Source organism: Mitsuokella sp. AF21-1AC, assembly GCF_003458855.1.
Taxonomy (GTDB): Bacteria; Bacillota; Negativicutes; order Selenomonadales; family Selenomonadaceae; genus Mitsuokella.
Genome location: NZ_QRVW01000021.1, coordinates 23,282 through 48,733 on the forward strand (window position 1 = coordinate 23,282; position 25,452 = coordinate 48,733).

The 25,452-nt window shown below is 57.5% G+C and carries 18 protein-coding genes; 17 read left to right on the plus strand and 1 reads right to left on the minus strand.

The annotated features are described in order from the left end of the window. Positions 1 to 5 precede the first annotated feature (5 nt). From tnpB to pfkA, 7 genes are all read left to right on the plus strand, one after another. Positions 6 to 1,130, plus strand: coding sequence for an IS200/IS605 family element RNA-guided endonuclease TnpB (tnpB, locus tag DWX75_RS08475; RefSeq protein ID WP_118015897.1), 1,125 nt, complete (start codon positions 6 to 8; stop codon positions 1,128 to 1,130). Positions 1,131 to 1,393: 263 nt separating this feature from the next. Then, positions 1,394 to 4,192 (plus strand): sigma 54-interacting transcriptional regulator, encoded by a 2,799-nt coding sequence (locus DWX75_RS08480; protein ID WP_118015898.1) that lies wholly within the window; start codon positions 1,394 to 1,396, stop codon positions 4,190 to 4,192. Between the two features lie 297 nt (positions 4,193 to 4,489). Then, on the plus strand, positions 4,490 to 4,924 hold the full coding sequence (locus DWX75_RS08485; protein ID WP_118015899.1) for a PTS sugar transporter subunit IIA: 435 nt from the start codon (positions 4,490 to 4,492) through the stop codon (positions 4,922 to 4,924). Further along, positions 4,924 to 5,406, plus strand: coding sequence for a mannose/fructose/sorbose PTS transporter subunit IIB (locus tag DWX75_RS08490; RefSeq protein WP_118015900.1), 483 nt, complete (start codon positions 4,924 to 4,926; stop codon positions 5,404 to 5,406). Before DWX75_RS08485 ends, DWX75_RS08490 begins: the two co-directional genes overlap by 1 nt. Positions 5,407 to 5,485: 79 nt before the next feature. Beyond that, positions 5,486 to 6,295: a PTS mannose/fructose/sorbose transporter subunit IIC gene (locus tag DWX75_RS08495; protein ID WP_118015901.1), complete on the plus strand. Its 810-nt coding sequence runs from the start codon at positions 5,486 to 5,488 to the stop codon at positions 6,293 to 6,295. 21 nt (positions 6,296 to 6,316) lie between these two features. Beyond that, positions 6,317 to 7,141 carry a PTS mannose transporter subunit IID gene (gene manZ, locus DWX75_RS08500; RefSeq protein WP_118015902.1) on the plus strand — a complete coding sequence of 275 codons (825 nt, stop codon included), beginning with the start codon at positions 6,317 to 6,319 and terminating at the stop codon, positions 7,139 to 7,141. A 238-nt stretch (positions 7,142 to 7,379) separates the two neighbouring features. Continuing rightward, positions 7,380 to 8,345 carry a 6-phosphofructokinase gene (pfkA, locus tag DWX75_RS08505; protein WP_118015903.1) on the plus strand — a complete coding sequence of 322 codons (966 nt, stop codon included), beginning with the start codon at positions 7,380 to 7,382 and terminating at the stop codon, positions 8,343 to 8,345. 89 nt (positions 8,346 to 8,434) lie between these two features. Here pfkA and DWX75_RS08510 read toward each other — a convergent pair whose 3' ends face one another. Then, positions 8,435 to 9,691 (minus strand): diaminopimelate decarboxylase, encoded by a 1,257-nt coding sequence (locus DWX75_RS08510; protein ID WP_118015904.1) that lies wholly within the window; start codon positions 9,689 to 9,691, stop codon positions 8,435 to 8,437. 235 nt (positions 9,692 to 9,926) lie between these two features. On the opposite strand from DWX75_RS08510, the gene DWX75_RS08515 reads away from it, so the two are divergent. The 10 genes from DWX75_RS08515 (at position 9,927) to DWX75_RS08560 (ending at position 25,367) form a co-directional block, all read left to right on the plus strand. Continuing rightward, entirely contained in the window at positions 9,927 to 10,295 is a 369-nt protein-coding gene (locus DWX75_RS08515; protein WP_118015905.1) for a YkvA family protein, read from the plus strand. A 20-nt stretch (positions 10,296 to 10,315) separates the two neighbouring features. Then, positions 10,316 to 12,793 (plus strand): DNA topoisomerase 3, encoded by a 2,478-nt coding sequence (locus tag DWX75_RS08520; RefSeq protein WP_118015906.1) that lies wholly within the window; start codon positions 10,316 to 10,318, stop codon positions 12,791 to 12,793. A 200-nt stretch (positions 12,794 to 12,993) separates the two neighbouring features. Then, positions 12,994 to 14,181 (plus strand): DEAD/DEAH box helicase, encoded by a 1,188-nt coding sequence (locus tag DWX75_RS08525; protein ID WP_118015907.1) that lies wholly within the window; start codon positions 12,994 to 12,996, stop codon positions 14,179 to 14,181. A gap of 21 nt (positions 14,182 to 14,202) precedes the next feature. Continuing rightward, positions 14,203 to 15,531 (plus strand): hemolysin family protein, encoded by a 1,329-nt coding sequence (locus DWX75_RS08530; protein ID WP_118015908.1) that lies wholly within the window; start codon positions 14,203 to 14,205, stop codon positions 15,529 to 15,531. Between the two features lie 202 nt (positions 15,532 to 15,733). Beyond that, a complete protein-coding gene (locus DWX75_RS08535) occupies positions 15,734 to 17,656 on the plus strand; it encodes an ABC-F family ATP-binding cassette domain-containing protein (protein WP_118015909.1) in 1,923 nt (640 codons plus the stop codon). A 97-nt stretch (positions 17,657 to 17,753) separates the two neighbouring features. Then, on the plus strand, positions 17,754 to 19,043 hold the full coding sequence (locus DWX75_RS08540; RefSeq protein ID WP_118015910.1) for a hexokinase family protein: 1,290 nt from the start codon (positions 17,754 to 17,756) through the stop codon (positions 19,041 to 19,043). A gap of 172 nt (positions 19,044 to 19,215) precedes the next feature. Beyond that, complete coding sequence (gene rpoN / locus DWX75_RS08545; RefSeq protein WP_118015911.1) at positions 19,216 to 20,556, plus strand: RNA polymerase factor sigma-54; 1,341 nt, start codon at positions 19,216 to 19,218, stop codon at positions 20,554 to 20,556. A gap of 653 nt (positions 20,557 to 21,209) precedes the next feature. Next, positions 21,210 to 22,469 carry an NAD(P)/FAD-dependent oxidoreductase gene (locus DWX75_RS08550; protein ID WP_118015912.1) on the plus strand — a complete coding sequence of 420 codons (1,260 nt, stop codon included), beginning with the start codon at positions 21,210 to 21,212 and terminating at the stop codon, positions 22,467 to 22,469. A gap of 286 nt (positions 22,470 to 22,755) precedes the next feature. Then, complete coding sequence (locus DWX75_RS08555; protein WP_233519543.1) at positions 22,756 to 24,465, plus strand: ShlB/FhaC/HecB family hemolysin secretion/activation protein; 1,710 nt, start codon at positions 22,756 to 22,758, stop codon at positions 24,463 to 24,465. A 107-nt stretch (positions 24,466 to 24,572) separates the two neighbouring features. Continuing rightward, positions 24,573 to 25,367 carry a hypothetical protein gene (locus DWX75_RS08560; protein WP_118015913.1) on the plus strand — a complete coding sequence of 265 codons (795 nt, stop codon included), beginning with the start codon at positions 24,573 to 24,575 and terminating at the stop codon, positions 25,365 to 25,367. Positions 25,368 to 25,452 lie beyond the last annotated feature (85 nt).

A 25,452-nucleotide genomic window follows, 5' to 3' on the forward strand; every position in this document is an offset into this window, starting at 1 on the left:
GGAAAATGGAAACGCACACGCTCGGCTATAAGTTCTGCATCTATCCGAACAGGACGCAGGAAAACCTCATCAATCGCACGCTGGGCTGTGCACGTTTCGTATTCAACCACTTCCTCGCGGTGCGTCGCGACGAATGGAAAGCGAATCACAATTCGCTGACTTACGTCAAGACAAGCAAATTGCTCACTGACCTCAAGAAGCGCGAGGAAACTGCATGGCTGTCTGAGGTTGACAGCATGGCGTTGCAGGAAGCTCTGCGTGATCTTGACCATGCCTATGAGAATTTCTTTGCAAAGCGGGCAAGATACCCACGCTTCAAATCAAAGCGCAGCCACAGCCAGTCTTACCGGATGCGCAATCAGAGTGGTGGCATCCGTATCGAAGGCAATCGGATTAGGCTGCCGAAGGTCGGCTTTGTGAAAATCAAGCAGAGTCGGAAGTTTGGAGGCAGGATTCTGAATGCCACGGTCCGCCGTGCGGCATCAGGGAAATACTTCATTTCCCTTTGCGTTGAAACGGAAAAAGAATCCTTGCTCCGTCCGAACGGTGGTAAGCAGATTGGTATCGACGTAGGGTTAAGGGCATTCTGCTCGGACAGCGACGGCAACGTGACGCAATCCCCACACCCGCTGAAGAAGCTCAAACGCAAGCTCTGCCGAGAGCAGCGCCGCCTTTCCCGCAAGTTGCCGAAGTCCATGAACCGAGACAAGACGCGTGTTCGTGTTGCTCGTGTGTATGAACGCATCGCAAACATCCGCAGGGATTTCCTGCACAAGTTGTCCACACGGCTTACCCGTGAAAACCAAACGGTTGCCGTGGAACATCTGAATATCAAGGGGATGCTGCGAAATCACAGACTCGCGAAGTCCATTTCCGATGCAAGTTGGAGCGAGTTCTTCCGCCAGCTCACATACAAGGCGGAACTGCACGGTGGCGAACTGCTCAAAGTCGATACGTTCTACCCGTCGAGTCAGACATGCTCTGCTTGTGGCTATCAGAACCCACTGACAAAGGATTTGAGTGTTCGCGAATGGGATTGCCCGAAGTGTGGAATGCATCACGACAGAGATGTGAATGCTGCAAAGAACATCCTGTGCAAGGCTTTGGAAGATAAATCCACAGTGGCATAAACTGGAATAAAGTGTACCGTGGGGCACACGGGAATTCACGCTTGGGGAAATCGTGTAAGACGCCAATTCTTCGGAGGCGGCGCAGTGGTTGTCGAACCAAGAATCCCCTGCCTTCAGGCACGGGGAGTGTCAATAAGCTTCCTTGTTTCCTCAGGCTGTTCTTGCGATTGGAAGGAATCCGCAGGGCTGTGGCGATAGTATGTTTTGCTTCCTTTTTTCAATGTTGATATAATGGAAGTATCTCACTGATCGGAGGCGAGCAGATGAAGCGTGAGGAACGGATTTACGAATACATCCAGACACAGTCGCAGAATATGGCCGGGGACGACTTCAAGGGGCGCGTGGGGTTTGATGCCCAGGAAATCGCATCGGCGCTCGACATCCTGCGCAACAATGTCTCGAAGGAACTCAATTCCCTCTACCGTCAGGGCATGATCGTCAAGTTCCTCGGGCGTCCTGTGCGCTATTTTGATAAAGGGGAGCTCGAAAGCCGTCTCGGCGTGCAGCTCGGAGAGGGGCCCTTCCAGTTTGAGTCGGTCGAGGCAATCGCGCCATCGGACGAGGCGAAGCCGGTCAACCCCTTTGTGCGTCTCATCGGTGCAGACCGCAGCCTCAGGAAGCAGGTCGAGCAGGCCAAGGCAGCCATCCTCTATCCGCCGGATGGCCTGCACACGCTGATTGTCGGCCAGACGGGCGTCGGCAAGACCCTCTTTGCGCACCTGATGTTCGAATACGGCAAGGTCATGCATCGCTTTGCTGAGGATGCGCCGTTCGTCACGTTCAACTGTGCCGATTACTACAACAACTCGCAGCTTTTGATCTCACACATCTTCGGCCATATGAAGGGCGCGTTCACCGGTGCCGATACGGCCAAGGCCGGCCTTGTCGAGGAGGCGGACGGCGGCGTGCTCTTCCTCGACGAGATCCATCGCCTGCCGCCCGAAGGCCAGGAGATGATCTTCTACTTCATGGACACGGGCACCTTCAACCGCCTCGGCGAGACGACGCGCAGCCGCCACGCGAAAGTCCTGATCATCGGCGCGACGACGGAAGACCCCAATTCTGCGCTGACCAAGACGTTCGTGCGCCGCATTCCGAACATCATCCGGATTCACCCGCTCTCAGAGCGCACACTCGATGAAAAGCTCGATATTATTCGGCTGATGTTCCAGGATGAAGCGCAGCGCGTCAAGAAGCCCATCCGCGTCGGCGTCGAATCCGTCAAGGCGCTTGTCGGCAGCATCGGCAACGGCAATGTGGGCCAGCTCAAATCGAACATCAAGCTGCTCTGCGCGCAGGCCTTCCTCAACGGCATCGACAACCCGAAATGCATGGAGGTGGATTTCAAGATCCTGCCGACGCAGCTCAAGGAGGGCCTCCTGACGCTCTCGGCCAACCGCCAGGCCTTGATGGAACTGACGAAACGGCTTGGCGGCGAACAATTCCTCGTCATCCTGCCGCCGGGGCGCAAGCTTCAGCTCGAGGACGACGATGAAGCGCGGGAACCCTTCAATCTTTACCAGGTCGTCGAGGACAAGGTCGATCTGCTCAAGGAGGAGGGCATCAGCAGCGACCTCATCAAGCAGATCGTGGCCACGGACGTCAACGTTTACGTCAAGAATCTCTACAATAAGAAGAACTCCGTCAACATGACGACGCGGGAACGCCTGCTGAAGATCGTTGATGCTTCGCTCGTGGACTTCTCGGAGCAGATTTCGCTCTATGTGCAGAAGCGCATGAACCGAAGTTACCGGGATCGATTTCTCTATGCGTTCAGCCTGCATCTTTCCGCCTTCCTCAAGCGCGTCAAAGCCAAGGAAACCATCCCGTACACGGAGATTGAAGGTGCGGTGCCGCAGAATTCCCTGTGTCTGGCCGTGGCGATGGAGATCGGTGGCCTCATCGAGCAGCACTATCACATCAAGGTGCCGCGCGTCGAAATCGAATACATCGCGCTGCTGCTCGAATCAGCCGAAGACGATGACCTCGAGGACAAGATCGTCATCCTCGTGCTGGCGCACGGCAAAGGCACGGCCAGCTCGATGCTCGAGGTCGCCCAGCGCCTCTTCGGCAATACCGACAACAGCACGCTGGCCGTCGATATGCCGCTCGACGTCAATCCGCAGGAGGTTCTCGACAAGATCACGGCCATGCTGCGTGCCGTGCGCTGCCAGAAGGGCATCCTGATCCTCGCGGACATGGGCTCGCTCTGCAACTTCGGCCCGCTGCTCTCCGAACGCCTCAAGGTTCCCGTGCGCACGATCGACATGGTGTCGACGCCGCTGATCCTCGAGGCTCTGCGCAAGGTGGATGTCGCGGGCATGGATCTTGATACGGTCTATGATTCGCTGCGCAGCTTCCACGGCTATGAAGCTGTCGACATGGCCGAAGGAGAACGGCTGGCCGAACAGGCTCACGAAGTCATCGTGACCATCTGCTCGACGGGGCAGGGAACGGCGCTGAAACTCAAGGCCCTCGTCAAGGATATCCTGCGTCAGGCCGGCTGCGTCATGGAAGTCATTCCCGTAGGTCTCGTCAACCTCGAGGAGCGTCTGGCGGAAATCGCTGAAGACCATCGCATCGTGGCGGCCGTTGGCATGAAGAAGCCGAAGATGCGCATTCCCTTCATCCCGCTCGAGCAGCTCATCGACGGCGAAGGCGAAGCCATCCTGCGCGAGCTCGTCACGGGCCGCCGCCATACGATTCCTTCACCGGAAAACCGCAGCCCCGTCGTCAAGAAACTCTGCGAGGAATCCCTGCAGAAATTCCTGACGTATCTCAACCCCGCCAAGGTCCTGCCGTTGCTGCTCTCCTTTGACCAGCGGCTGGAGGAACGCCTGCAGAAGAAACTGCCGAACCCAATGCGCATCCGCCTGCTCGTTCACTGCGGCTGCGCGCTTGAACGCATTGTCACGCGCAGTTCCCTGACGTATACGGCCGACCGCAGCGAGCTTCCCATCGAAAAAATGGCCGCACTGCAGGCCGCGGCAAAAGTCTTTGAGGAAAGCCTGCAGCTGCATGTCCCTGAGGACGAACTCTGCTTTATGGCAGAAATGATCTGACTTTTGATACACTGAATACGCTATCGCTTGGATGTGCGCGATAGTGTATTTTTTTCGCATAAACATCCTTGATACTGTATCAAAACGCGTAGAAAATAATAGAAAAGAGTATTATTTGAACAGTAATAGTATTGTTTTATCTGTATCGAAAGCAAAAAGTTACGAAATCAGGCCGTTCGAGAATATCAGAAATCTTGATACACAAAGTTGGTATGAATCTTGCAATATAAAAGGGCGTGAGAACATAGCGTAAAATATTATGAAATCATTCGAGGTCATTCAAGGAGGTAATGTTGGATGTTTGCTATTCTTGTTGGCACGCATGGCCGTTTTTCCGAGGAACTTGTCAAATCCTGTGAGATGATTTGCGGTGAGCAGAAAAATGTTCGCGCCGTAACGCTCGTCCCGGGTGAAGGACCAGATGACGTGGTCAAGAAGTACGAGGCTGCGATCAAGGAACTGGACTGCACGGATGGCGTGCTGTTCCTCAACGACTTGTTCGGCGGCAGCCCGTACAACGCCGCCTGCCGTCTCGTCATCAGCAATGAATCGTACGGCATCGTGACGGGTGTCAACCTGCCGATGCTCATCGAGATGTGCAGTCTTCAGATGATGGATGATAAATCCCTTACGATCCAGGATATCATGGCAAAAGCCGTGGAAGCGGGCAAGAGCGGCCTGCAGGTATTCCATGCGAGTCAGATCGCAGAAGATGAGGAGGATGATTTATAATGAAAATCGTATTGGCAAGAATTGATGACCGCCTGATTCATGGCCAGGTCGCAACCGTGTGGTCGAAGGCAACGAACTGCCAGCGCATCATTGTCTGTGACGATGAAGTCGCCAAGGACAAGATCCGTTCGACGCTCCTGAAACAGGTTGCACCGGCTGGTATCAAGAGCCACGTTGTAGACCTCGCGAAGGCCGTGCGTGTCTACAACAATCCGAAGTATGAGAACGACCGCTGCCTGCTGCTCTTTACGAATCCGGCGAGTGTCCTGTACCTCATCGAGCACGGCGTGCCAATCAAGAGTGTCAACATCGGCGGCATGAGCTTCCACGAGGGCAAGCATCAGATCACGAGCGCCGTATCGGTTGACGACAAAGACATTGCGGCATTCAAAAAGCTCAATGAAATGGGGATTGAGCTTGAGATCCGCAAGGTGGACTCCGATAAGAAAGTGATGATGATGGATGTGCTGAACAAGCAGTAATCCATTTCATAAAGGAAGTGAGCGGCTTTGGCCGCTCACATGGGGGGTTATGGAATAATTCACAATGGAGGGGATAATCATGGAACTCAGTACAATTCAAGTGCTGCTCATTTTTATTTTTGGCACGATTGCCGGCATGGGATCCTGCCTCGATGAGCTGCAGACGCATCGCCCGCTTATTGCATGTACGATGACCGGCCTGATCTTAGGTGATATCACAACAGGTATTATCATTGGTGGTACTCTTGAACTCATGGCTCTCGGCTGGATGAACATCGGCGCAGCGATTGCACCGGATGCGGCACTGGCTTCCGTCATTTCCACCATCCTGGTCGTCGCCGGCCATCAGGACGTGGCTACTGGTATCGGTATCGCCATGCCGCTCGCAGCTGCCGGCCAGGTCCTGGCAATTTTCTGTAAAACGATTTCCGTCGTATTTCAGCATCGTGCTGACCACTATGCAGAGCAGGGCGACCTGCGCGGCATCGACCTCTGCCACTACGGCGCACTGATCCTTCAGGGCCTGCGCGTTGGCATCCCGGCTCTCATCGTCGCCGTTTCCGTCGGCACGGGCGCCGTACAGGCCATGCTCGACGCCATCCCGCCGGTCATCACGGGCGGCCTGCAGGTCGCTGGCGGCTTCATCGTCGTCGTAGGTTATGCAATGGTCATCAACATGATGGGCGCAAAATACCTCATGCCGTTCTTCTTCCTTGGTTTCGTCGTTGCAGCTTTTACGACGTTCAACCTCGTTGCTCTCGGCGTTATCGGCCTCGTCCTCGCCATCGTCTATCTGCAGCTTAACCCGAAGTATGCAGAGCTGGCCGCAGCACCCGCCGCCGCTTCCTCTTCGGATAAGGATGACGATTTGGACGACGAACTCGACTGATTGGTGAGGAGGAAGATCATCATGGAAAAGAAAATCACGAAAAACGATTTTTTCTGGACATTTATCCGTTCGAATTTCCTGCAGGGCTCCTGGAACATGGAACGCATGCAGGCCCTGGGCTTCTGCTTCGGCATGGTGCCAATCCTTAAACGCCTCTATACGGGCGATGAGCTCAAGCAGGCCATCAAGCGCCACCTCGAATTCTACAACACGCATCCATTCGTCACGGCTCCGATCATCGGCATCACGGCAGCCATGGAAGAGAAGCGCGCCAATGGTGCAGAAATCCCGGACAGCGTCATCAACGGCATCAAGGTCGGCATGATGGGCCCACTGGCCGGCGTCGGCGACCCGATCTTCTGGGGCACGCTGCGCCCAATCACCGCAGCACTCGGCGCCTCGTTCGCCATCTCCGGCAGCATTCTCGGCCCGATCATCTTCTTCGTGCTCTTCAACGCCGTCCGCCTCTGGGTACGCTGGTACGGCATCAAATACGGCTATGCCAAAGGCACGGACATCGTCCAGGATGTCGCTGGCAACCGCCTGCAGAAACTCACGGAAGGTGCTTCCATCCTCGGCCTCTTCGTCATGGGCGCCCTGGTCAACAAGTGGACAAGCGTCAACATCCCGGTCGTCGTCTCGCAGATCACCAATGCCAAAGGTGAAGTCGTCACGACGACGGTACAGACCATCCTCGATCAGCTCATGCCAGGCCTCATCCCGCTGCTCATGACGTTTGCATGCATGGCACTGCTCAAACGCAAGGTCAACGCCATCTGGATCATCTTCGGCCTCTTCGCCATCGGCATCATCTTCTATGGCCTGGGCATCATGAACGTCAAGTAATCCCATATCATACATCCAGGAAAGAGACTGCAGCCCCTGTGGCATGCAGTCCTTTTCTGTTGTGGAGCGGCGCATCCGCCGCGTTTGGTGAAGAAAGCAGGAAGTCTGTATTTCAGCTTTGTGCTGACGGTTCTTCTTTTGCGGAAACCCTTTACTTTTGCTGATGAATTACGTAAAATAAAAAAAGAAATAGGAAACTATCAATTAAGTATTCTCGTGGAATAGGAGAGATGTTCCCATGATCAAAAAAGCGATTGCTGTCATGACCTCCGGCGGCGACAGCCCGGGCATGAATGCTGCGGCCCGCGCCGTAGTTCGTACAGCACTTTATGAAGGCGTAGAAGTCTATGGCATCAACAACGGCTACCAGGGCATGCTCGACGATGACATCGTGCAGCTCACGAGCCGCAGCGTCAGCGACCTCATTCAGCGTGGCGGCACGTTCCTCGGCACGGCTCGCTGCCCGGAGTTCAAGACGCCGGAAGGCCGCAAAAAAGGCTTCGACAACCTCATGAAGCGTGGGATTGAAGGCCTCGTCATCATCGGCGGCGACGGCAGCCTCACGGGCGGTTCCCTGCTCTCGAAGGAAACGGGTCTGCCCATCGTCGGCCTGCCGGGCACCATCGACAACGATGTCTGGGGCATGGACTACACAATCGGTTGCGACACGGCGGCCAACACCATCGTCGACGCCATCAACAAACTGCGCGACACGGCCTCGGCTCACCGCCGTATCATGCTCGTCGAAGTCATGGGCCGCAACTCCGGCTGGCTCGCCATGATGAGCGGCATCGCCGGCGGTGCGGAATTCATCCTCGTCCCGGAAGTCAAATTCGACATGGAAGAAATGTGCCAGGAAATCAAGGACATGTATGCCAAGGGCAAACGCTACAGCATCATCGTCGTTGCTGAAGGCGCAGGCTCGGCCATCGAGATTGGCAAAGTCGTCGAGGAAAAGACCGGCATTGACACGCGCGTATCCGTCCTCGGCCACATCCAGCGTGGGGGCTCCCCGTCGGTCGAAGACCGCATGAAAGCCTCGATGCTCGGTGAAAAGGCAGCCCTTGCCATCATCTCTGGTGCTTCCGATGTCGTCTTCGGCTTCAACGAAGGCAAAGTCGTCAGCGTCAATCTCTTCGACGCCGTCAACAACACCAAGACTCTCAACCCCGAACTCGTGCGCCTCGCCCGCGTTCTGGCCTAAGGGATCCTGAACATAAAAAAATAAGCGGAGACTGTTGCCAAGCCGCACTTGGCAACAGTCTCCGCTTTTGATTTTTAAACGGCAGGATGTTACATGACGCTTCCCGGATACTTCAGCGTCGCAAAATAATCGTCGAGCGTCTGCGCACGGCGGATCAGTTCCACACTGCCGTCCTCGTGCAGCAGCAGCTCCGCGCACCAGAGCTTGCCGTTGTAATTGAAGCCCATCGCACTGCCGTGTGCGCCCGTATCATGGATGATTACGCGGTCGCCGATATCGATCTTCGGCAGCTTGCGGTCAATCGCGAACTTATCGTTATTCTCGCAGAGCGAACCCGTCACATCATAAACGTGATCGCACGGCTCGTTCTCCTTGCCGGCAATCGTGATGTGATGGTAAGCGCCGTACATCGCCGGACGCATCAGATTGGCCATGCAGGAATCGAGGCCGATGTAATCCTTGTACGTCTTCTTCTCGTGGATGGCCGTAGAAACGAGCCAGCCGGCAGGACCCGTGATCGCGCGGCCGCTCTCCGTCATCATGGCCACATCGCCGAGGCCCTCCGGTACCATCATCTCGTCGTAGAGCGCATGGATGCCCTCACCGACCGCCTTGAGATCGACCGGCTCTTCCTCCGGACGGTACGGGATGCCGATGCCGCCGCCGATGTTGACGAACTCGACATGGATGCCGAAGCGGCGCTTGAGCTCGATGGCCAGCTCGAACATGAGCTTCGCCGTGAAAACAAAGGCCTCCGTGCGGCGCTCATTCGAAGCGACCATCGTATGCAGGCCAAAGCGCTTGACGCCCTTTTCCAGTGCGCGGCGATAGCCCTCAAACAGCTGCTCACGCGTCAGGCCGTACTTTGCCTCGGTCGGCTTGCCGATGATATCGTTGCCTTCCATGAGGTCGCCCGGATTGTAGCGGAAGCAGAGCACCTGCGGCAGGCCGGCGTTCTGCTCGAGGTAATCGAGATGGGAGAGATCGTCGAGGTTGATGATCGCACCGAGTTCGATGGCCTTCTGGAACTCATCGGCTGGTGTATCATTCGAGGTCAGAAGAATCTCCTCTCCTTTGAAGCCCGCCGCTTCGGAGAGCACGAGCTCAGCGAGGCTGCTGTTGTCCGTGCCAGCACCCTCCTCATGGAGAATCTGCAGGATGCGCGGATTTGGCAGGGCCTTGACGGCAAACTGCTCGCGGAAACGCGGTGCCCAGGCAAACGCCTGCTGCAGAGCGCGGATATTGGCGCGGATGGCCTTTTCGTCATAGATATGGAACGGGGTCGGATATTTTGCGATGACAGCTTCAAGCTGTTCCTTGTTGAGTGGGAAGGTCTTTTGACTCATAAAATTGCCTCCTGTAATGCTTGTTCATGCAGAGAGAATTATTATCTTTAAAAAGGTAAGTAAATTATAACAAACAGGAATACTACTGTCAATTACTATAAAGAAAATGAATAAAAATATTTTGCCATCCAGTAGGATTTCATGACGCTGTTTGGAAGAATATGATAGAATAGAAACGAAATCTATTTTCTATCCTGTTTTACTGTTGTATTATGAAGAAAAATGAGGAAACCACATGGGAAGAATCTTAGGACTCCTGCGCCTGTTCCGGCGCGATATCATCGTCATGCTCATGGCGCTCAAGGAACGCGATACGCCGGGCAAGGTAAAAGGCCTTCTCTTACTCTCCATCCTGTACCTCATCAGCCCGATTGACATCATCCCCGACGCTGTGCCGTTCTTCGGCTTTCTTGACGACGCCGTCATCGTGCCGACGGCCATTTGCGGCCTCATGCATCTGCTGCCGCCGCATGTGCGCAGCCGCAGTGAACAGCAGGCAGACTACGTCCTGCGCCATGCCAAGCTCTTCGGCGCACTCGTGACTGTTTTCGTCATCTGCTGGGCCGTTCTGCTGGTCTGGGGAATCTATAAATTGATTGCATAATATAAGGAGTGCCAGATACATTGCGTTTATATATTGCCGAGAAACCGAGTGTGGGCCGGGAACTGGCCAAATGCCTGAGGGGGCCCGTTGCACGCCATGACGGCTATCTGACGACCCAGGACGGTGTCGTCACCTGGCTCTTCGGCCATATCCTGCGTCAGGCGGAGCCGGAGGAATACGACCCGAAGTACAAGCGCTGGCGGGCCGAAGACTTGCCCATCATTCCCGCTCAGTGGAAACTTTACGTGGACAAGGACTGCGAGAAGCAGTTCGGTATCGTCAAATCCCTCATCGCGAAGGCCGATGAGATCGTCCATGGCGGCGATCCGGACCGCGAAGGCCAGCTGCTCGTCGACGAAGTCCTCGACTATCTCGGGAACAAGAAGCCCGTGCGGCGCATCCTCCTGAATGCCCTTGATGAGACGAGCATCAAGAAGGCCAACGCGCATCTGCGGGACAACAAGGATTTCTTTAACCTCAAGCAGTCGGCACTGGCCCGCGCGCGGGCGGACTGGCTCATCGGCATGAATCTCTCGCGTGCCTACACGCTGGCTGCACGCCGTGCCGGACACGAGGGCCTCGTGCTGCCCATCGGCCGCGTCAAGACGCCGACGCTTTCGCTCGTCGTGCGCCGCGAGCGCGAGATCGAACATTTCAAGCCCGTTGACTACTACAACATCAAGGCGACATTCCAGCATGAGAACGGCAGCTTTACGGCGCAGTGGAAGCCGAAGGACACGATGGCTGGCCTCGACAGCGAGAACCGCCTCATCGACAAGTCCCTCGCCGAAACGAAGCTCAGGGAATTTTCCGCGGCACCGCATGACGGTGAGATCACAGCTTACCAGAAGGCAAAGAAGCAGGAGCCGCAGCCGCTGCCGTTCTCTCTGTCGACGCTGCAGGTCCTCGCCGGCAAGATGTACGGCTACGCACCGCAGCTCGTCCTCGATACCGCGCAGAAACTCTACGAGAAGAAACTCACGACGTACCCGCGCTCCGACTGCGAATACCTGCCGCTGAACCAGCACGGCGATGCGGCAAAAATCCTCTCGCACCTCTCAAAGGCCGGCGATTCCGAACTCGCCGCGTGGGTGCCGGCCGCGAAGCCGCAGCAGAAAAGCCGGGCCTGGAACGACAAGAAGATTTCGGCACATCATGCCATCATTCCGACGACGGTGCAGGCCGATGTCACGAAGATGACGGAGGAGGAGCGCAATCTCTACCACCTGATCGGCCGCGGCTACATCGCGCAGTTCTATCCCGTGCATACGTATGACCAGACGAAAGTCGAGGTCACCTACAAGGATGAGCTCTTCACGGCCAGCGGCCGTACGGAGCGCGATCTCGGCTGGAAAGTCATGTATCAGTCAAAGCGGCGCCAGGAAGCCGATGACGACGACAAGGATGACAAGGAGGAGAAGGATGACGAGTCGGGCAAGACGCTGCCTGCCATGAAGAAGCACGACCCGGCCAGCTGGAAACGCGGCCGCATCGTCAGCCGCGTCACGAAGCCGCCCGTGCGCTTCACGCCTTCGTCGCTCCTGGCCGGCATGAAGGAAATCCATAAATACGTCAAGAATCCCGAGGCCAAGAAACAGCTCAAGGATGTCTATGGCATCGGCACGGAAGCCACGCGCGCGACGATCATCGACGACCTCATCCGGCGCAAATTCATGAAGACACAGGGAAAGAAAAAGTACCTCGTGCCGACGCCGGCCGCGTATCTCCTCGTCGATGCCCTGCCGGATGAGATGACGTACCCCGATTCCACGGCTATCTGGGAGGATAAGCTGCATTCCATGTCGGAAGGAGAGGGGACGCTCGAGGAGTTCCTCAAGGGACAGATTGACTTTACACGCACCCTCTGCCAGAAGGCCTATCAGGCGGAAATCAAGGTCACGGGCGAAAATATCTGCCCGCGCTGCCACAAGGGCGTCCTGCTGCAGCGCAAGGGACGCAACGGCCTCTTCTGGGGCTGCTCGAATTATCCGAAGTGCCGCATGACCTGCAACGACAAGAACGGCAAGCCGGATCTTGAAGATGCCAAACGCCGCCTCGCACGTGCGCCGCGCGACATGGCGGCCGGTGCTGCAGAAAATGCTTCGCCGGGAGCTGCCCCGTACCGGCCGGCACAGCCCGCTGCCGTTTACCGCAATGAAGAACGTTCCGTTTCGGTCGGCGATGAGATCGCGGCGCTCAACCAGCTCTTTTCCGCGGCGGACTACGAGGCCAATCTGGCTGCCGACATGGCCAGCTACGTGCCGGAACGCCGTCAGGCGCCGTCTTCCTGGAGCGACAAGCCGAAGTTTTCCGCGAGCCCGATGGAGCATCTGCAGAAGGAAGGCGCAGAGGCGAAGGAGAAGAAATACTTGTGCCCGCGCTGCCGCGAAGGTCACCTGCGCCGCATCCAGGGCCGCAACGGTGTCTTCTGGGGCTGCTCGAATTACCCTCGCTGCACCGCCACCTTCGACGACGAAAAGGGCAGACCTCTTCTTTGAACTGAGGTCCTGGACCTCTTCCGCCCCTTCGGGGCACCTTCCCCGTGCGCGGGGAAGGCTGCGCGACTTGCTACATTCGTACGCTCTACCGAAGGGCGCGAGCTCCAGCCTTCTCTCCGCAGGGAGAAGGGGGACCGCGTCAGCGGTGGAAGAGGTCCATGGACAAGATTTAAGTCAAGTAACGGATAAAAGGAGTTTTTATGACCAGTTTTCAAGACCTCGGTATCGCTGAATCCCTGGCCGCCGCACTGGCGGCCAAAGGCATTGCGGCGCCGACGCCCATCCAAGAAAAAGCCATCCCCGAGCTTCTGGCCGGCCATGATATCATCGGACAGGCTCCGACAGGCACGGGCAAGACGCTTGCTTACCTGCTGCCCATCCTCATGGGGCTCGAGGCCAGCCGCCGCGAAGCGCAGGCCCTGATCCTCGCGCCGACGTATGAGCTCGCCATGCAGATTGCCGGCGAAGCGCGCCAGCTGAACGCAGACGCGTCTCTCGGCCTCAAGATCCAGGGGCTCATCGGCGGCGCCAACATCGCGCGCCAGATTGACAAGCTCAAGGAAAAGCCGCAGCTCATCGTCGGCTCCGCCGGCCGCATCCTCGAGCTTGCGCACAAGGGCAAGCTCAAGCTCGGTGGCATTCGCTTCCTCGTCCTCGACGAATTCGACCGGCTGCTCGATGACCAGAATGCCGAAAGCACGGCCGATGTTGTCAAGCTGCTGCCGGCAGAACGCCAGGTCGCGATGGTTTCGGCGACGGCGCCGAAAAAAGCGCGCGATCGTGCCTCTTTCCTCGGCAGCCCCGTGGAAATCCGGGTGGAGCAGGATGCCGCCGGCCTTGCCGCCTGCGAGCACTACTTCGTCACCGTACCCTTCCGCGAGAAAATAGAGCGGCTGCGCAAGCTCACGCGCACGCTGCCCATCAAGCGCGGCCTCGTCTTCATCAACAAGACGTTTGCCGCGGAGCAGACGCTCGCGAAGCTCCGCTACGAGGGCCTGCGCGTCGAATCCCTGCTCGGCCGCGACGGCAAGCAGGCCCGTCAGTCGGCCATCGCCGACTTCAGAAAGGGGGCGGCACAGCTTCTGCTCTCGACCGATCTCGCGGCGCGCGGCCTCGACATTCCGCAGATCGACTACGTCATCAACCTCGATCTGCCGGAAAGCGCGCAGGTCTACCAGCACCGCGCGGGCCGCACGGCCAGAGCCGGCGCGACGGGCGCCGTCATCACCCTGATTGACCTGAAAGAGGCTTACAAGCTCGAACAGCTCGAACGTAAGCTGGGCATCCATTTCGAGCGGCTGCCGCGCCAGAAATCCCCGGCCGGCAAGGCAGCAAAGGCTGTGAAGAAGCAGCCAAAGTCCAAGCCCAGACCGCAGCATTCGCATTGATTTATAGGAGGTTCTTGAATCGTGGACATTGTCCCCATATTATTTCAGCTTTTACTCGTGCTCTTCTTGATTTTCATGAATGGCTTTTTCGTGGCCGCGGAGTTTTCCTGCGTCAAGATCCGGCCCTCGCGCCTTGAGACGCTCATCCAGGAAGGCAGCCGCCAGGCCAAATACGCCAAGCGCCTCACGGATCATCTCGACGCCTCGCTTTCCGTGACGCAGCTCGGCATCACGCTGGCTTCGCTGGGCTTGGGCTGGGTCGGCGAACCGGCCGTCGCGACGCTGATCCTGCCTGTCACGCGCTTCTTCGGCCTTGACGACACCATTGGTCACACGGTCTCACTGGCAGTGGCATTTTCCATCATCACGGCTATGCACATCATCCTCGGTGAGCTCACGCCAAAGACCATGGCCATCCAGAATGTCGAGAAAATCATGCTGACGGTGGCGCTGCCGATGCTCATTTTCCATCGCGTCATGTATCCCTTCGTCTGGCTGCTCAACCATGTGGCCAACTGGGTGGCACGCCAGCTGGGCTTTGAGGTGGCCTCGGAAGGTGAGGAGGCACACACCGAGGAGGAAATCCGCCTGCTCATGGAGGAAAGTCATCGCAAGGGCCTCATCGATGATACCGAAGTTGACTTTGTCGACAATGTCTTTGATTTCACGGATCTCAATGTGCGCGAAATCATGACGCCGCGCACGGACATGGTCTGCGTTTACCTCGAAGATACCATGGAGGAAAATCTCAAGACCATCCTTGAGGAACAGCTCACGCGTTACCCAATCTGTCACGAGGACAAGGACCACATCGTCGGCTTCCTGCACGTCAAGGACCTCATGAAGGTCATGGCGGAAGGCCGCAAGCCCAATCTGCGCCGCCTGGCCCGCAAGGCTCTCGTCGTGCCGGAAAGCATGGATGTCAGCGTGCTGCTCAAGACCATGCAGAAGCAGCGCTCGCAGATGGCCATTGTCGTCGATGAGTACGGCGGCACTTCGGGCATGGTGACCATCGAGGATATCGTCGAGGAAATCGTCGGCGACATCCAGGACGAGTTCGATGAAGAGCGTCCGACGGCTGAGCGCCGTGGCCGCCGCGTTTTCTCCGTCGACGCCAAGATGCTTCTCGAGGAACTCGACGATATTCTGGAGGTCTGCATTGAAGATGAAGACGTCGACTCCGTGGGTGGCTGGCTCTACGATCAGATCGGCACGGCTCCGCGCGTCGGCCAGATGGCCGCAAGCGGCGGCAACACCTTCTACGTCGAGGAAATTGACGGCGTGCGCATCACGCGCGTGCTCATCCATCTCGGCCAGGACCTCAAGGAAGAACATGACGAGATCGTCTGACCTTCTGATATTGCTGACGGCAGCCGGGGCGTACGGGCGCTCTGCTGCCGTCAGGCGGGCCGCTGCACCTTTTTCGTGCGGCGGCTTGTTTGTTGTTCGTAAGGATTCGAACGATTGTATATCGTTTCATCTCCTGTACTATGATTCTTGATAAAAAGACGTTATAATAAATACAACGTCGGATACGAATAGGAAGAGAAGCATGATTATAACCCTTGAAAATTTCACCAAGAGCTACGGGGAGAAATGCCTGTTTTCCGGCGTCAACCTCAGCATGGATGAGGGCGACAAGGTCGGCATCGTCGGCATCAACGGCACGGGCAAATCAACCTTTCTCAAGGCCATTGCAGGCCTCGTGCCCGTCGACGACGGCACGATGGTCACCATGCGCGGCCTGCGCATCGAGTACCTCGCGCAGGACAAGGTCTTTGAGCCCGAGAACACCGTGCTCATGGAGGTCTTTCGCGGCATGACGCCGCTGATGGATGCCCTGCGCGGCTATGAGCTGGCTCTCTCGGCCGCAGCCAAGGCGCCCGATGACGAGGATGTGCAGCGCCGCATCATGCAGTATGCCGAAAAGATCGACGCGCTTGACGGCTGGCAGGTTGAGAGCACGGCCAAGACCGTCCTGACGAAGCTCGGCATCGGCGATTACACGGCGAAGGTGGGGACGCTCTCAGGCGGCCAGCAGAAACGCCTGGCTCTCGCGACGGCGCTCATCCAGCCCTGCGATCTGCTGCTGCTCGACGAGCCGACCAACCATCTCGACAGCGAGACAATCGCCTGGCTCGAGGAATACCTCAAGGCGCAGAAAGGCGCCCTGCTCATGGTCACGCACGACCGCTATTTTCTCGACAATACGGCCACGAAGATCCTCGAGCTCGACAAGGGCACTGCCTATACGTATACGGGCAATTACACCTCGTTCCTCGAACAGAAGGAAGCGCGCATCGAGCGCGAGACGGCCAGCGAGCAGAAGCGTCAGAACTTCCTGCGCAACGAGCTCAAGTGGCTGCGCCGCGGCGCTCAGGCCCGCTCGACGAAGCAGAAAGCCCGCATCGAGCGCTACGAGGAAGTCAAGAACAGGAAGGTCGACCTTGACCGCAGCACGGTGGAAATCGGTCTCGCGGGCAGCCGCCTCGGCCGTACCGTCATCGAGCTCGACCACGTGACGTACGAGGCGGGCGGGCGCACCATCGTCAGAGATTTTTCCTACACGGTGCTGCGCCATGACCGTGTGGCCATCCTCGGCCGCAACGGCACGGGCAAGACGACGCTCCTGGACCTCTTCGCCGGACGCCGCCAGCCGACGAGCGGCACGGTCACCATTGGCCAGACTGTCAAAATCGGCTACTTCACGCAGCGTGCCGTCAAGATGGATGAGCGCCTGCGGGCCATCGAGTACATCCAGGAGGCCGCGCGCGCCATCACGCTGGCCGATGGGTCGCGCATCTCCGCGAGCGAGCTCATGGAACGCTTCCTGTTCCCGGGCAGCCTGCAGTGGACGCCAATCGCCCGCCTGTCAGGCGGTGAGAAGCGCCGCCTCTACCTCCTGCGCATTCTCATGGAGGAGCCAAACGTGCTGCTGCTCGATGAGCCGACGAACGATCTCGACCTCGAGACGATGTCCGTGCTCGAATCGTTCATCGACGATTTCAGCGGCGCCATCCTCTTCGTCTCGCACGACCGTTTCTTCGTCGACCGCCTGGCTGACAAAGTCTTCGTTTACCAGCCGGATGGCAGCCTGCGCATGTATGCCGGGGGCTACAGCTACTACAAGACCAGGGAAGCCGAGGAAGAGGCGGCACGCGCCGAAGCCGCGCCCAAGGCGGCCAAGCCTTCGGGTGATAAAGAGGAGGCGGAGAGGGCCGCGCGCCGGGACCGCCCGGAACGCGCCGCGAAGAAGAAGCTGAGCTTTAGCGAGCAGAAGGAGTATGCAGAAATCGAGGGCGTTATTGCCAGCAAGGAAGGCGAGCTCAAGGTCGTGCGCCTCGAGATGCAGCAGAACGCCTCCGACTACACGCGACTTTCTGAGCTCGGCCGCGAGGAGACACGCCTGGCTGCAGAGCTCGACCACCTCATGGAGCGCTGGGCGTACCTCGAGGAGATTGCCGAAAATGAGTAAGATATTCCCCGCAGGGGGATTCTGATACATCCAGATCAACGTTCATCGGGGTATCTTTTGGGTACCGGGTAAACAATTGGAAAAGGGGAAGTTTGACATGGCATTCAACAAGGATCAGTTTGACAGCATCATCAACGAATTCACCGTCGACGGCGGCCGCCTGCACGAGGTTGCAGCCGATTTCCGCTACGACCTGCGCAAGGGCCTGCAGGACCCGGCAGAATCCTCCCTGCGCATGCTCAAATCGTACGTCGGCCTGCCCACGGGTGAGGAAACGGGCGAGTACTTGGCACTCGATTTCGGCGGCACGAACGTGCGCGTGCTGCGCATCCGCCTCGACGGCCACGGCAAATTCGAGGTGCTCAAGAAAGTTGCCAAGCCGCTGCGCGTCGAAGGCGTCTACGACTTCGTCGGCGAGGGCTCGACGGCAGAGCAGCAGTTTGACTTCATCGCCGAGCTCGTTGACGAGGCCATCGAAGGCGACCATACGACGAAATACCTGCTCGGGCACACCTTCTCCTTCCCGTCGGAGCAGACGAACCTCTACAACGCCAAGCTCATCATCTGGACGAAGGAATTCGCGACGAAGGGCGTTGAGGGCAAGGTCGTAAACGACCTCCTCAAGGAAGCACTGCACCGTCAGGGCATCGACAACGTCGAGCCGACGGCCGTTATCAACGACACCGTTGCTGTCCTGCTCGCAGCGGCCTATAAGCAGGCCGACACCTACATCGGCTCCATTTATGCGACGGGCCACAACACCTGCTACTTCGAGCCGTTTGCTGACCAGGCAGAACGCCCGATGATCCTGAACCTCGAATCCGGCGGCTTCATGAAGCTCGCACCGAACCGTTTCGACGCGGAATTTGACGCGCAGTCCGAGAAACCGGGCGAGCAGCGCCTCGAGAAGATGGTTTCGGGCCGCTACATGGGCGAGCTTTTTGGCATGGCCATTGCTGAGCTCCTCGGCGAGCAGGGGAAGAAATACGGCTTCACGAGCATCGACATGAGCAACACCATCCTCGATGAGACGCCGGAGCGCGGAGAGGTCAAGGCTATCGTCAAAGCCAAGACGGGCCATGAACTCGAGACGGCAGACTGCGAGCTCGTGCAGCAGCTTGCCAGCGCCATCGTCGTCCGTTCGGCACGCCTCGTGACGGCTACGTACGTCGGCATCATCTGGCAGCTTGCCGGCGACAAGAAGATTGAGAAGCAGCACATCGCCATCGACGGCTCCGTCTATGAGAAGATGCCGCTGGCCAAGGAAAACATCATGCGCGCCCTCTCTGAGCTGCTCGGTGAAGACGCTGCCGTCGTCGACACAGTCCTCGAAAACGGCGGCTCCGGACTCGGTGCAGCCATTGCGGCAGCCATGTCCCAGAAATAAATCGGACAAAATAATGGTGTAAAAACACACCGATATGCGGTATAATCAAAGGACGGCCACAATATCAGAAAGGATATTGTGAGCCGTCCTTTGACGTATTCGGAATTGAGAAATTCACGGTGCATCCCGCAGCGTGAGAAAGGAGGGGCTTACCATCGAAACGTCCTTGCAAATGAACCTGTCCCAGCGCCTGTCCATGACGGTGCAGCTGCAGCAGGCCATCCAGATCCTGCAATTTTCGGCACAGGAATTGCGTGCTGCCATTGAAAAAGAATATTTGGAAAATCCCGTACTCGAGATGGATTACCACGACGAGGCGATGCAGGCCGCTCCCGACGCCCCGCAGGATACGAGCATTGCCGCGCTCTCCGATTATCTCGGCGGCGACGGCAAGCAGCCCGGGTATTTCGTCGACGATAAAGAAAAGAATTTTGAGGCCGCTGCGCCACAGTACACGACGCTTGAGGATGAACTGCTCGAACAGGTCAACTTCACCTTCAAAGACGAGGCGGAACGCGCAATCGCGACGTTCATTGTCGGCTCCATCAGCAGCCAGGGCTATCTGACCGTACCCGTGGCGGAAATCGCGCGGGCCACGCAGTCGGATGTTGCCTTGGTGGAAAAGGTCCTCGCGCGCGTCCAGGAATTTGATCCCGCTGGTGTCGCGGCCCGTGACCTGGCGGAATGCTTGCGCCTGCAGGCCAAGCGGCAGGGCATCTATGAAGGGCTCGTCGCGGCCATCATCGATCGCCATCTTGACGAGGTGGCCGAGGCCCGCATCAAGGAAATCGCAGCAGCTGAGCACTGCCGTCCGGCCGATGTGCAGGTCGGCATCGACATCGTGCGCCGCCTCGACCCGAAGCCGGGCAGCGCGTACGGCGAAGGCTCGCCCGTCACCATCACGCCCGATGTCGTCGTGCACCGCGCCGAAGATGGCAGCTACAAGGTCGAGATCGAGGATCAGTACGTGCCGCATCTGCAGATTTCGGCACTCTACCGTCAGGCCGACAACTTCGATGCCTCGACGCGTAAGTACATCACGAAACGCCTCAATGCAGCAGCTTGGCTCATCAACAGCATCGAGCAGCGCCGCCAGACGATCTGCCATGTCGTCGAGGAAATCGTGCGCCGTCAGCACGATTATCTTGAAAAGGGGAGGGCATACCTGCATCCCATGACGATGAAGGAAGTCGCCGACGCCATCGGCGTCCACGAATCCACTGTCAGCCGCGCCGTGGCCAACAAATACGTCGAGATGCCCGGCGGCATCGCCGCCCTGCGCAGCTTCTTTACCGCACGCCTGCCCGGTGCCGGCAGCGAAGAATTCGCCGCCAGCCAGGCCAAGGCCGCCATCGAGAAACTCATCAAGGAAGAAGACTCAAAAAAGCCCCTGTCCGACCAGAAACTCTGCACCCTGCTCAAGAACCAGGGCCTCGACCTCTCGCGCCGCACCGTCATGAAATACCGCGAACAGCTCGGCTACGCCTCCTCCGTCAAACGCAAACGTTATTGAGCTCAAGGACCTCATCCACCGCTATCGCGGTCCCCCTTCCCCAATGGGGAAGGCTTTGGGCTTGAGCCCTTCGGCAGAACCTGCAAACCTTGCAAAGCGCGCAGCCTTCCCCGCGCACGGGGAAGGTGCCCCGAAGGGGCGGAAGAGGTCCTTGAGCTGGCGGGAAAGAACAATGCCTGACTGTGAGTTTTTGCATGCGGCGCAGCCCCGTGCACGGGCGCGAAGCGCGGGATGCCGGTGGCATCCCCGGAGAAGGTGCCCCGAAGGGGCGGAAGAGGTCCTTGGCATGAAAATCGAACCCTAACCCTGTATACCTTATATACGCGCACTGCATACAAAAGACGAACATAGAGGGAACTAGTGAAAAACGTATCAAAAACCCCGTACACAATAATAAATTTCGCAAAAATGATAGAAAAGGCTTGAAAACCATCAGAAAAGTGATATGATAATAGCCGTAGGCAAGTTAAGACCATCGTCTAGCCGAGTAAGTTAAAAAAAGCACGTTCTATGACTATGTGTATGTGTATGTAGCGGGAATGCGTGAAAGAGAATTACGGAATCATCCCTTTTTTTTGGACATAAAAGTTCATGTTTTCACTTTCACAAACTCTGCACCATTCTCGTTCCGGTATCTTAGGGAGGAAATCATCATGGCAGATCAGAAACCAAGAATCGTAATCGTCGGTGCAGGCTTTGGCGGCGTCAAAGCGGCAAAGCTCTTTGCCAAGCAGGATGTAAATGTCACAATCATCGACCGCCACAACTTCCAGCTGTTCCAGCCGCTGCTCTATCAGGTATCGACGGCTGTCCTCTCCACGGACGAAATCGCTTATCCGATCCGCACGTTCTTCCGCAAGAACAACAACGTTGAATTCTTTATGGCGAAAGCACAGGGCGTTGATCAGGCCCGCAAGGTCGTCAAGACGAACCATGGCGAGATTCCGTACGATTACCTTATCCTCTCGGCCGGCGCCACGACGAACTTCTTCGGCATGAAGAGCGTTGAGGAAAATTCCTACGGCATGAAGACGCTGCAGGAAGCCCTGCACATCCGCAACCACGTGCTGCACATGTTCGAGCGTGCCAACAAGAGCAAGGATCCGGAAGAACGCCGCCGCATGCTGACGTTCGTTGTCGTTGGCGGCGGCCCGACGGGCATCGAGGAATCCGGTGCTCTCTCCGAGCTCATCGAGATCCAGAAAAAAGAATTCCATCATCTCGACTTCAGCGAAGTCAGCGTCAAGCTCATCGAGGCTACGCCGAACGTCCTGCCGATGGTCGCGCCGAACCTCCGCGAGCATGCCGTCAAGGTCCTGCGCCATAAAGGCGTCGATGTCATGCTGAGCACGCAGGTCGTGGATTACGATGGCAAGGATCTTAAGCTCAAGGATGGCTCTGCGATTCCGACGAACACCGTCATCTGGGCAGCCGGTGTCAAGGCCGTGCCGTTCATCGCTGATTGCGGCGGCGAAGTTGACCGCGGTGGCCGCATCATCGTCAACGAGAAGCTGCAGGTCGAAGGCAGCGAGAACGTCTTTGCCATCGGCGACTGCGCACACTTCCAGCACGGCACGGAACGCCCGCTGCCGACGGTTGCGCCGGTTGCCATGCAGGAAGCACAGATTGCCTTCAACAATATCATGCGCCTGATTCGCGGCGACAAGAACCTCGAAGACTTCCACTACAAGGATCTTGGTGCCATGGCCACGATTGGCCGCGGCGAAGCCGTCGTCGATAAGACGAAGATCAACCCGCAGATGACGGGCTTCATCGCCTGGTGCGCATGGATGTTTGTCCATCTTCTCCGCCTGGCTGGTGCACATGCCAACTTCACGGTTGCACTCAAGTGGACTTGGAACTTCTTCTCGGGCACGCGCCTCGGCCGCATCATTACGAATATCCAGCCGTAAGTAATTCGCTAAACAGCATTACGGTTCATGCCATCTCCCGGCGAAAACCGGGAGATTTTTAGTAGAAACAATTGTTTTTGCAAAAGAGGCAGGATTTCTCTGTAAGCATGCAGAATAAAGAACAAAAAAAGTTATGCTATAAATAATTTTTTTCTATTGCGTCGTTTTTTAAGAAAACGGCATCCTACATTAGAAAAACATCTGACCTGTCATAAACGACAGGGACAGAATCTAATGGGCTTGTTATGCTATACGTGTAGAATAGTAGAACGATAGGAGTGGTCTTATGAAGAAAATGGGAAAGAAGTGGGGATTGATTGCCGCAGCCATGGCTATCGGCTTGGCTGGTTCCAATTTTGCAAGTGTTGAAGCTGCCACTACGCCGGACGCTGGTACTCTGATGGGAGAACAGCAGAATAAACATGACTTCGGCAAGCCGGGCGATGTATCGCTGGGGTCGGCGGATATCAACGTTGAGCAGGAACAGCGTCCGAGCCTCAATCTGCCGGAAAGCCTCAAAGTACAAGTCAACGATTTCAAGATCACGGGCCAGGACATCTACAGCGAAGACACCCTCAAAGCCTTGCTGGCCGACAAGAAAGGCAAACTCCTGACCTTCAAGGACCTGCAGGATGGTGCCGATACACTGACGAAATATTTCCGCGATAAGGGATATATCGCCGCGCACGCCTATCTGCCTGTTCAGAAAATCACCGGTGGTGTCGTGGAGTACTCCGTGGTGGTTGGCCGTTTCGACGGAATTACCGTCCGGAACAACACGAAGATCCACGACAGCGCCGTCCAGCGTGAAATCCAGTTCCTCAAGAAAGGCGACTACCTGACGAAGGAAAACCTCGAGCGTGCCGTTTGGCTGCTCTCCGACCTCGCGGGTGCTGACGCCAAGGCGACGCTGACGACGGGCGAGAACCCCGGTACCGTCCATGTGACGCTCGACCTCAACCCGCACAACGGCAAGCAGGGCCTGTTCTCCATCGACAACTACGGCAACCGCTCGACCGGCTACAACGAATACGGTCTCGATTACGACTTCCTGAACCTCGCACGTGAAGGCGACCATCTGGCCGTCGGCATCACGACGACGGGCAACGAGCTCTTCAACTGGGGCGCGAACTACACGATCCCGGTCATCCGCGACGGCATGCGCCTCACGGCCGGCTACAACGTGCTGACGTACCAGCTCGGCGATGAATTCGAAGGCCTCGACGCCGTTGGTCATTCCCGCATCGCTTCGCTCGGCCTCGACTACGCCATCCAGCGCAGCCAGCGCCACAACCTTTACACGGGCCTGCGCTACGAGCACAGCGATATCCAGGATGAATATCGTGCTTTGAACATGACGTATGCGGACAAGACGGGCAATGCCGCCGTATTCTCGCTCTACGGCGACGAACAGGACCGCAAGGGCGCCACGGATTGGCGCGTCGAATACAAATGGGGCCATATTGGCAATGATGCAGAATTCAGCGCTTTTGATGCATCACCGACCACGCTCGGCACTTACCAGAAGATCCGTGCCAACATCCTGCGCCGCCAGAACTTCAACAATCGTCTCTATCTGCTGCTTTCCGCCCGCGGACAGTACGCGTTCAACAATCTCGACTCCTCGGAGCATTTCTCCCTCGGCGGCCCCTATGGCGTCCGCGCTTATCCGACGAGTGAAGCTTCGGGCGACATGGGCTATCTGACGCGTGCCGAACTGCGCTGGCTCCTGCCGCTCGGCGCACAGGATCAGCAGCTCCATCTCGCGACCTATCTCGAGCATGGCGGTGTCTGGATGAACAAAGACAATGATGCCATTGGTAACCCGAAGAACCATCGCAACCTCCAGGGCATTGGCCTCGGCCTCATCTGGTCCCGCTGGGAAGACTGGTTCCTGCGCCTCGACTATGCGTGGAAGCTCGGCTCGGAAGAACCCACGAGCGATACGAGCCATACGGGCGGCCACTTCTGGATCCGCGGCGGCGTCTACTTCTGATCCGCAGCCCCGAATCTCATTCTACACGATCATAAACGGCGAGGCAGTTCCGGGCCTCTCCCGAGGAGTTTGCTCCAGGCAAACCTCCAGTAAAGAAGGTGAAAGCAATGGGCAAGTTCATATCTGATTTCCGCAGCCTGCGACTGGCTGCTGCCGTAGGACTCGCCCTGCTGGCAGCCAGCCCGATGACTTCAGCCGACGCCATGCCGCTGACGAAGGTTCATGGCTCTCACGCCGAGCCTGAGTCCGTGGAAAAAGCCGGTGTTGATGCAGGAACCCTGACCTCGGTGCGCCCGCGTCTCTACGACCGCCGGCTGCTCGTATCCGTGCCGGGCGTGGACCAGGCAGACCTGGCCGCTGATATCGGCAACGTCTCGCTGACCAGCCAGGAAATCTCGGATGAAGGCGGCCTCATCGCCCTGCGGGCAATCCCTGAGGGCGGCAGTACGCTGGCGGATGCGCAAAACATCCACCTGTCCGCTGACGTCGCCGGCAAGATCGGCATCAGCGTCAACGGAGAACTCGCCAAGGAAAATACCCTGAACCGCAGTGCGCTGCAGGCGGAGAATGCCATCGTCATCACGACGCAGCGGCGTGTCCGTGAACTCGTCGGCACCGTCATCAACAGCGACGGCCTTCAGGAAGCAGACGGGCTCGTCCGCAGCCAGGACGGCACTGTGCAGCTGTCTGCCGTCCGTTTCTCTCCGCTGAGCAAGAAAACGGGCAAGACCACAGCGCCACAACAGACAGCCAAGTCCGGCGCACAGCAGAAAGGCAAGGATGGTGCCATCATCATCGAACACCTCAAGCAGCGCGGCACACCCGCCTCGGCTTACAAAGTCGCAGAGGCTGACCCCGACGTCATCCTCGATGCCGAAGCCTGGATCGAAGGTCCCGGCTGAAACCATACGCAACATCCATACACCGTCAGTTTTCTGGCGGTGTATTTTTATTGTGCGCCGATTAGGCATGACAAAACCCCCAGTT

What these genes read in the sequence shown, in the direction of transcription:
- DWX75_RS08535 (WP_118015909.1), top strand. Translation starts at nt 15,734, where the DNA reads ATGATTATAACCCTTGAAAATTTCACCAAGAGCTACGGGGAGAAATGC.
- DWX75_RS08550 (WP_118015912.1), top strand. Translation starts at nt 21,210, where the DNA reads ATGGCAGATCAGAAACCAAGAATCGTAATCGTCGGTGCAGGCTTTGGC.
- DWX75_RS08485 (WP_118015899.1), top strand. Translation starts at nt 4,490, where the DNA reads ATGTTTGCTATTCTTGTTGGCACGCATGGCCGTTTTTCCGAGGAACTT.
- DWX75_RS08525 (WP_118015907.1), top strand. Translation starts at nt 12,994, where the DNA reads ATGACCAGTTTTCAAGACCTCGGTATCGCTGAATCCCTGGCCGCCGCA.
- DWX75_RS08480 (WP_118015898.1), top strand. Translation starts at nt 1,394, where the DNA reads ATGAAGCGTGAGGAACGGATTTACGAATACATCCAGACACAGTCGCAG.
- DWX75_RS08540 (WP_118015910.1), top strand. Translation starts at nt 17,754, where the DNA reads ATGGCATTCAACAAGGATCAGTTTGACAGCATCATCAACGAATTCACC.
- DWX75_RS08555 (WP_233519543.1), top strand. Translation starts at nt 22,756, where the DNA reads ATGAAGAAAATGGGAAAGAAGTGGGGATTGATTGCCGCAGCCATGGCT.
- DWX75_RS08495 (WP_118015901.1), top strand. Translation starts at nt 5,486, where the DNA reads ATGGAACTCAGTACAATTCAAGTGCTGCTCATTTTTATTTTTGGCACG.
- pfkA (WP_118015903.1), top strand. Translation starts at nt 7,380, where the DNA reads ATGATCAAAAAAGCGATTGCTGTCATGACCTCCGGCGGCGACAGCCCG.
- DWX75_RS08510 (WP_118015904.1), bottom strand. Translation starts at nt 9,691, where the DNA reads ATGAGTCAAAAGACCTTCCCACTCAACAAGGAACAGCTTGAAGCTGTC.
- DWX75_RS08515 (WP_118015905.1), top strand. Translation starts at nt 9,927, where the DNA reads ATGGGAAGAATCTTAGGACTCCTGCGCCTGTTCCGGCGCGATATCATC.
- DWX75_RS08560 (WP_118015913.1), top strand. Translation starts at nt 24,573, where the DNA reads ATGGGCAAGTTCATATCTGATTTCCGCAGCCTGCGACTGGCTGCTGCC.
- DWX75_RS08490 (WP_118015900.1), top strand. Translation starts at nt 4,924, where the DNA reads ATGAAAATCGTATTGGCAAGAATTGATGACCGCCTGATTCATGGCCAG.
- manZ (WP_118015902.1), top strand. Translation starts at nt 6,317, where the DNA reads ATGGAAAAGAAAATCACGAAAAACGATTTTTTCTGGACATTTATCCGT.
- tnpB (WP_118015897.1), top strand. Translation starts at nt 6, where the DNA reads ATGGAAACGCACACGCTCGGCTATAAGTTCTGCATCTATCCGAACAGG.
- rpoN (WP_118015911.1), top strand. Translation starts at nt 19,216, where the DNA reads ATGAACCTGTCCCAGCGCCTGTCCATGACGGTGCAGCTGCAGCAGGCC.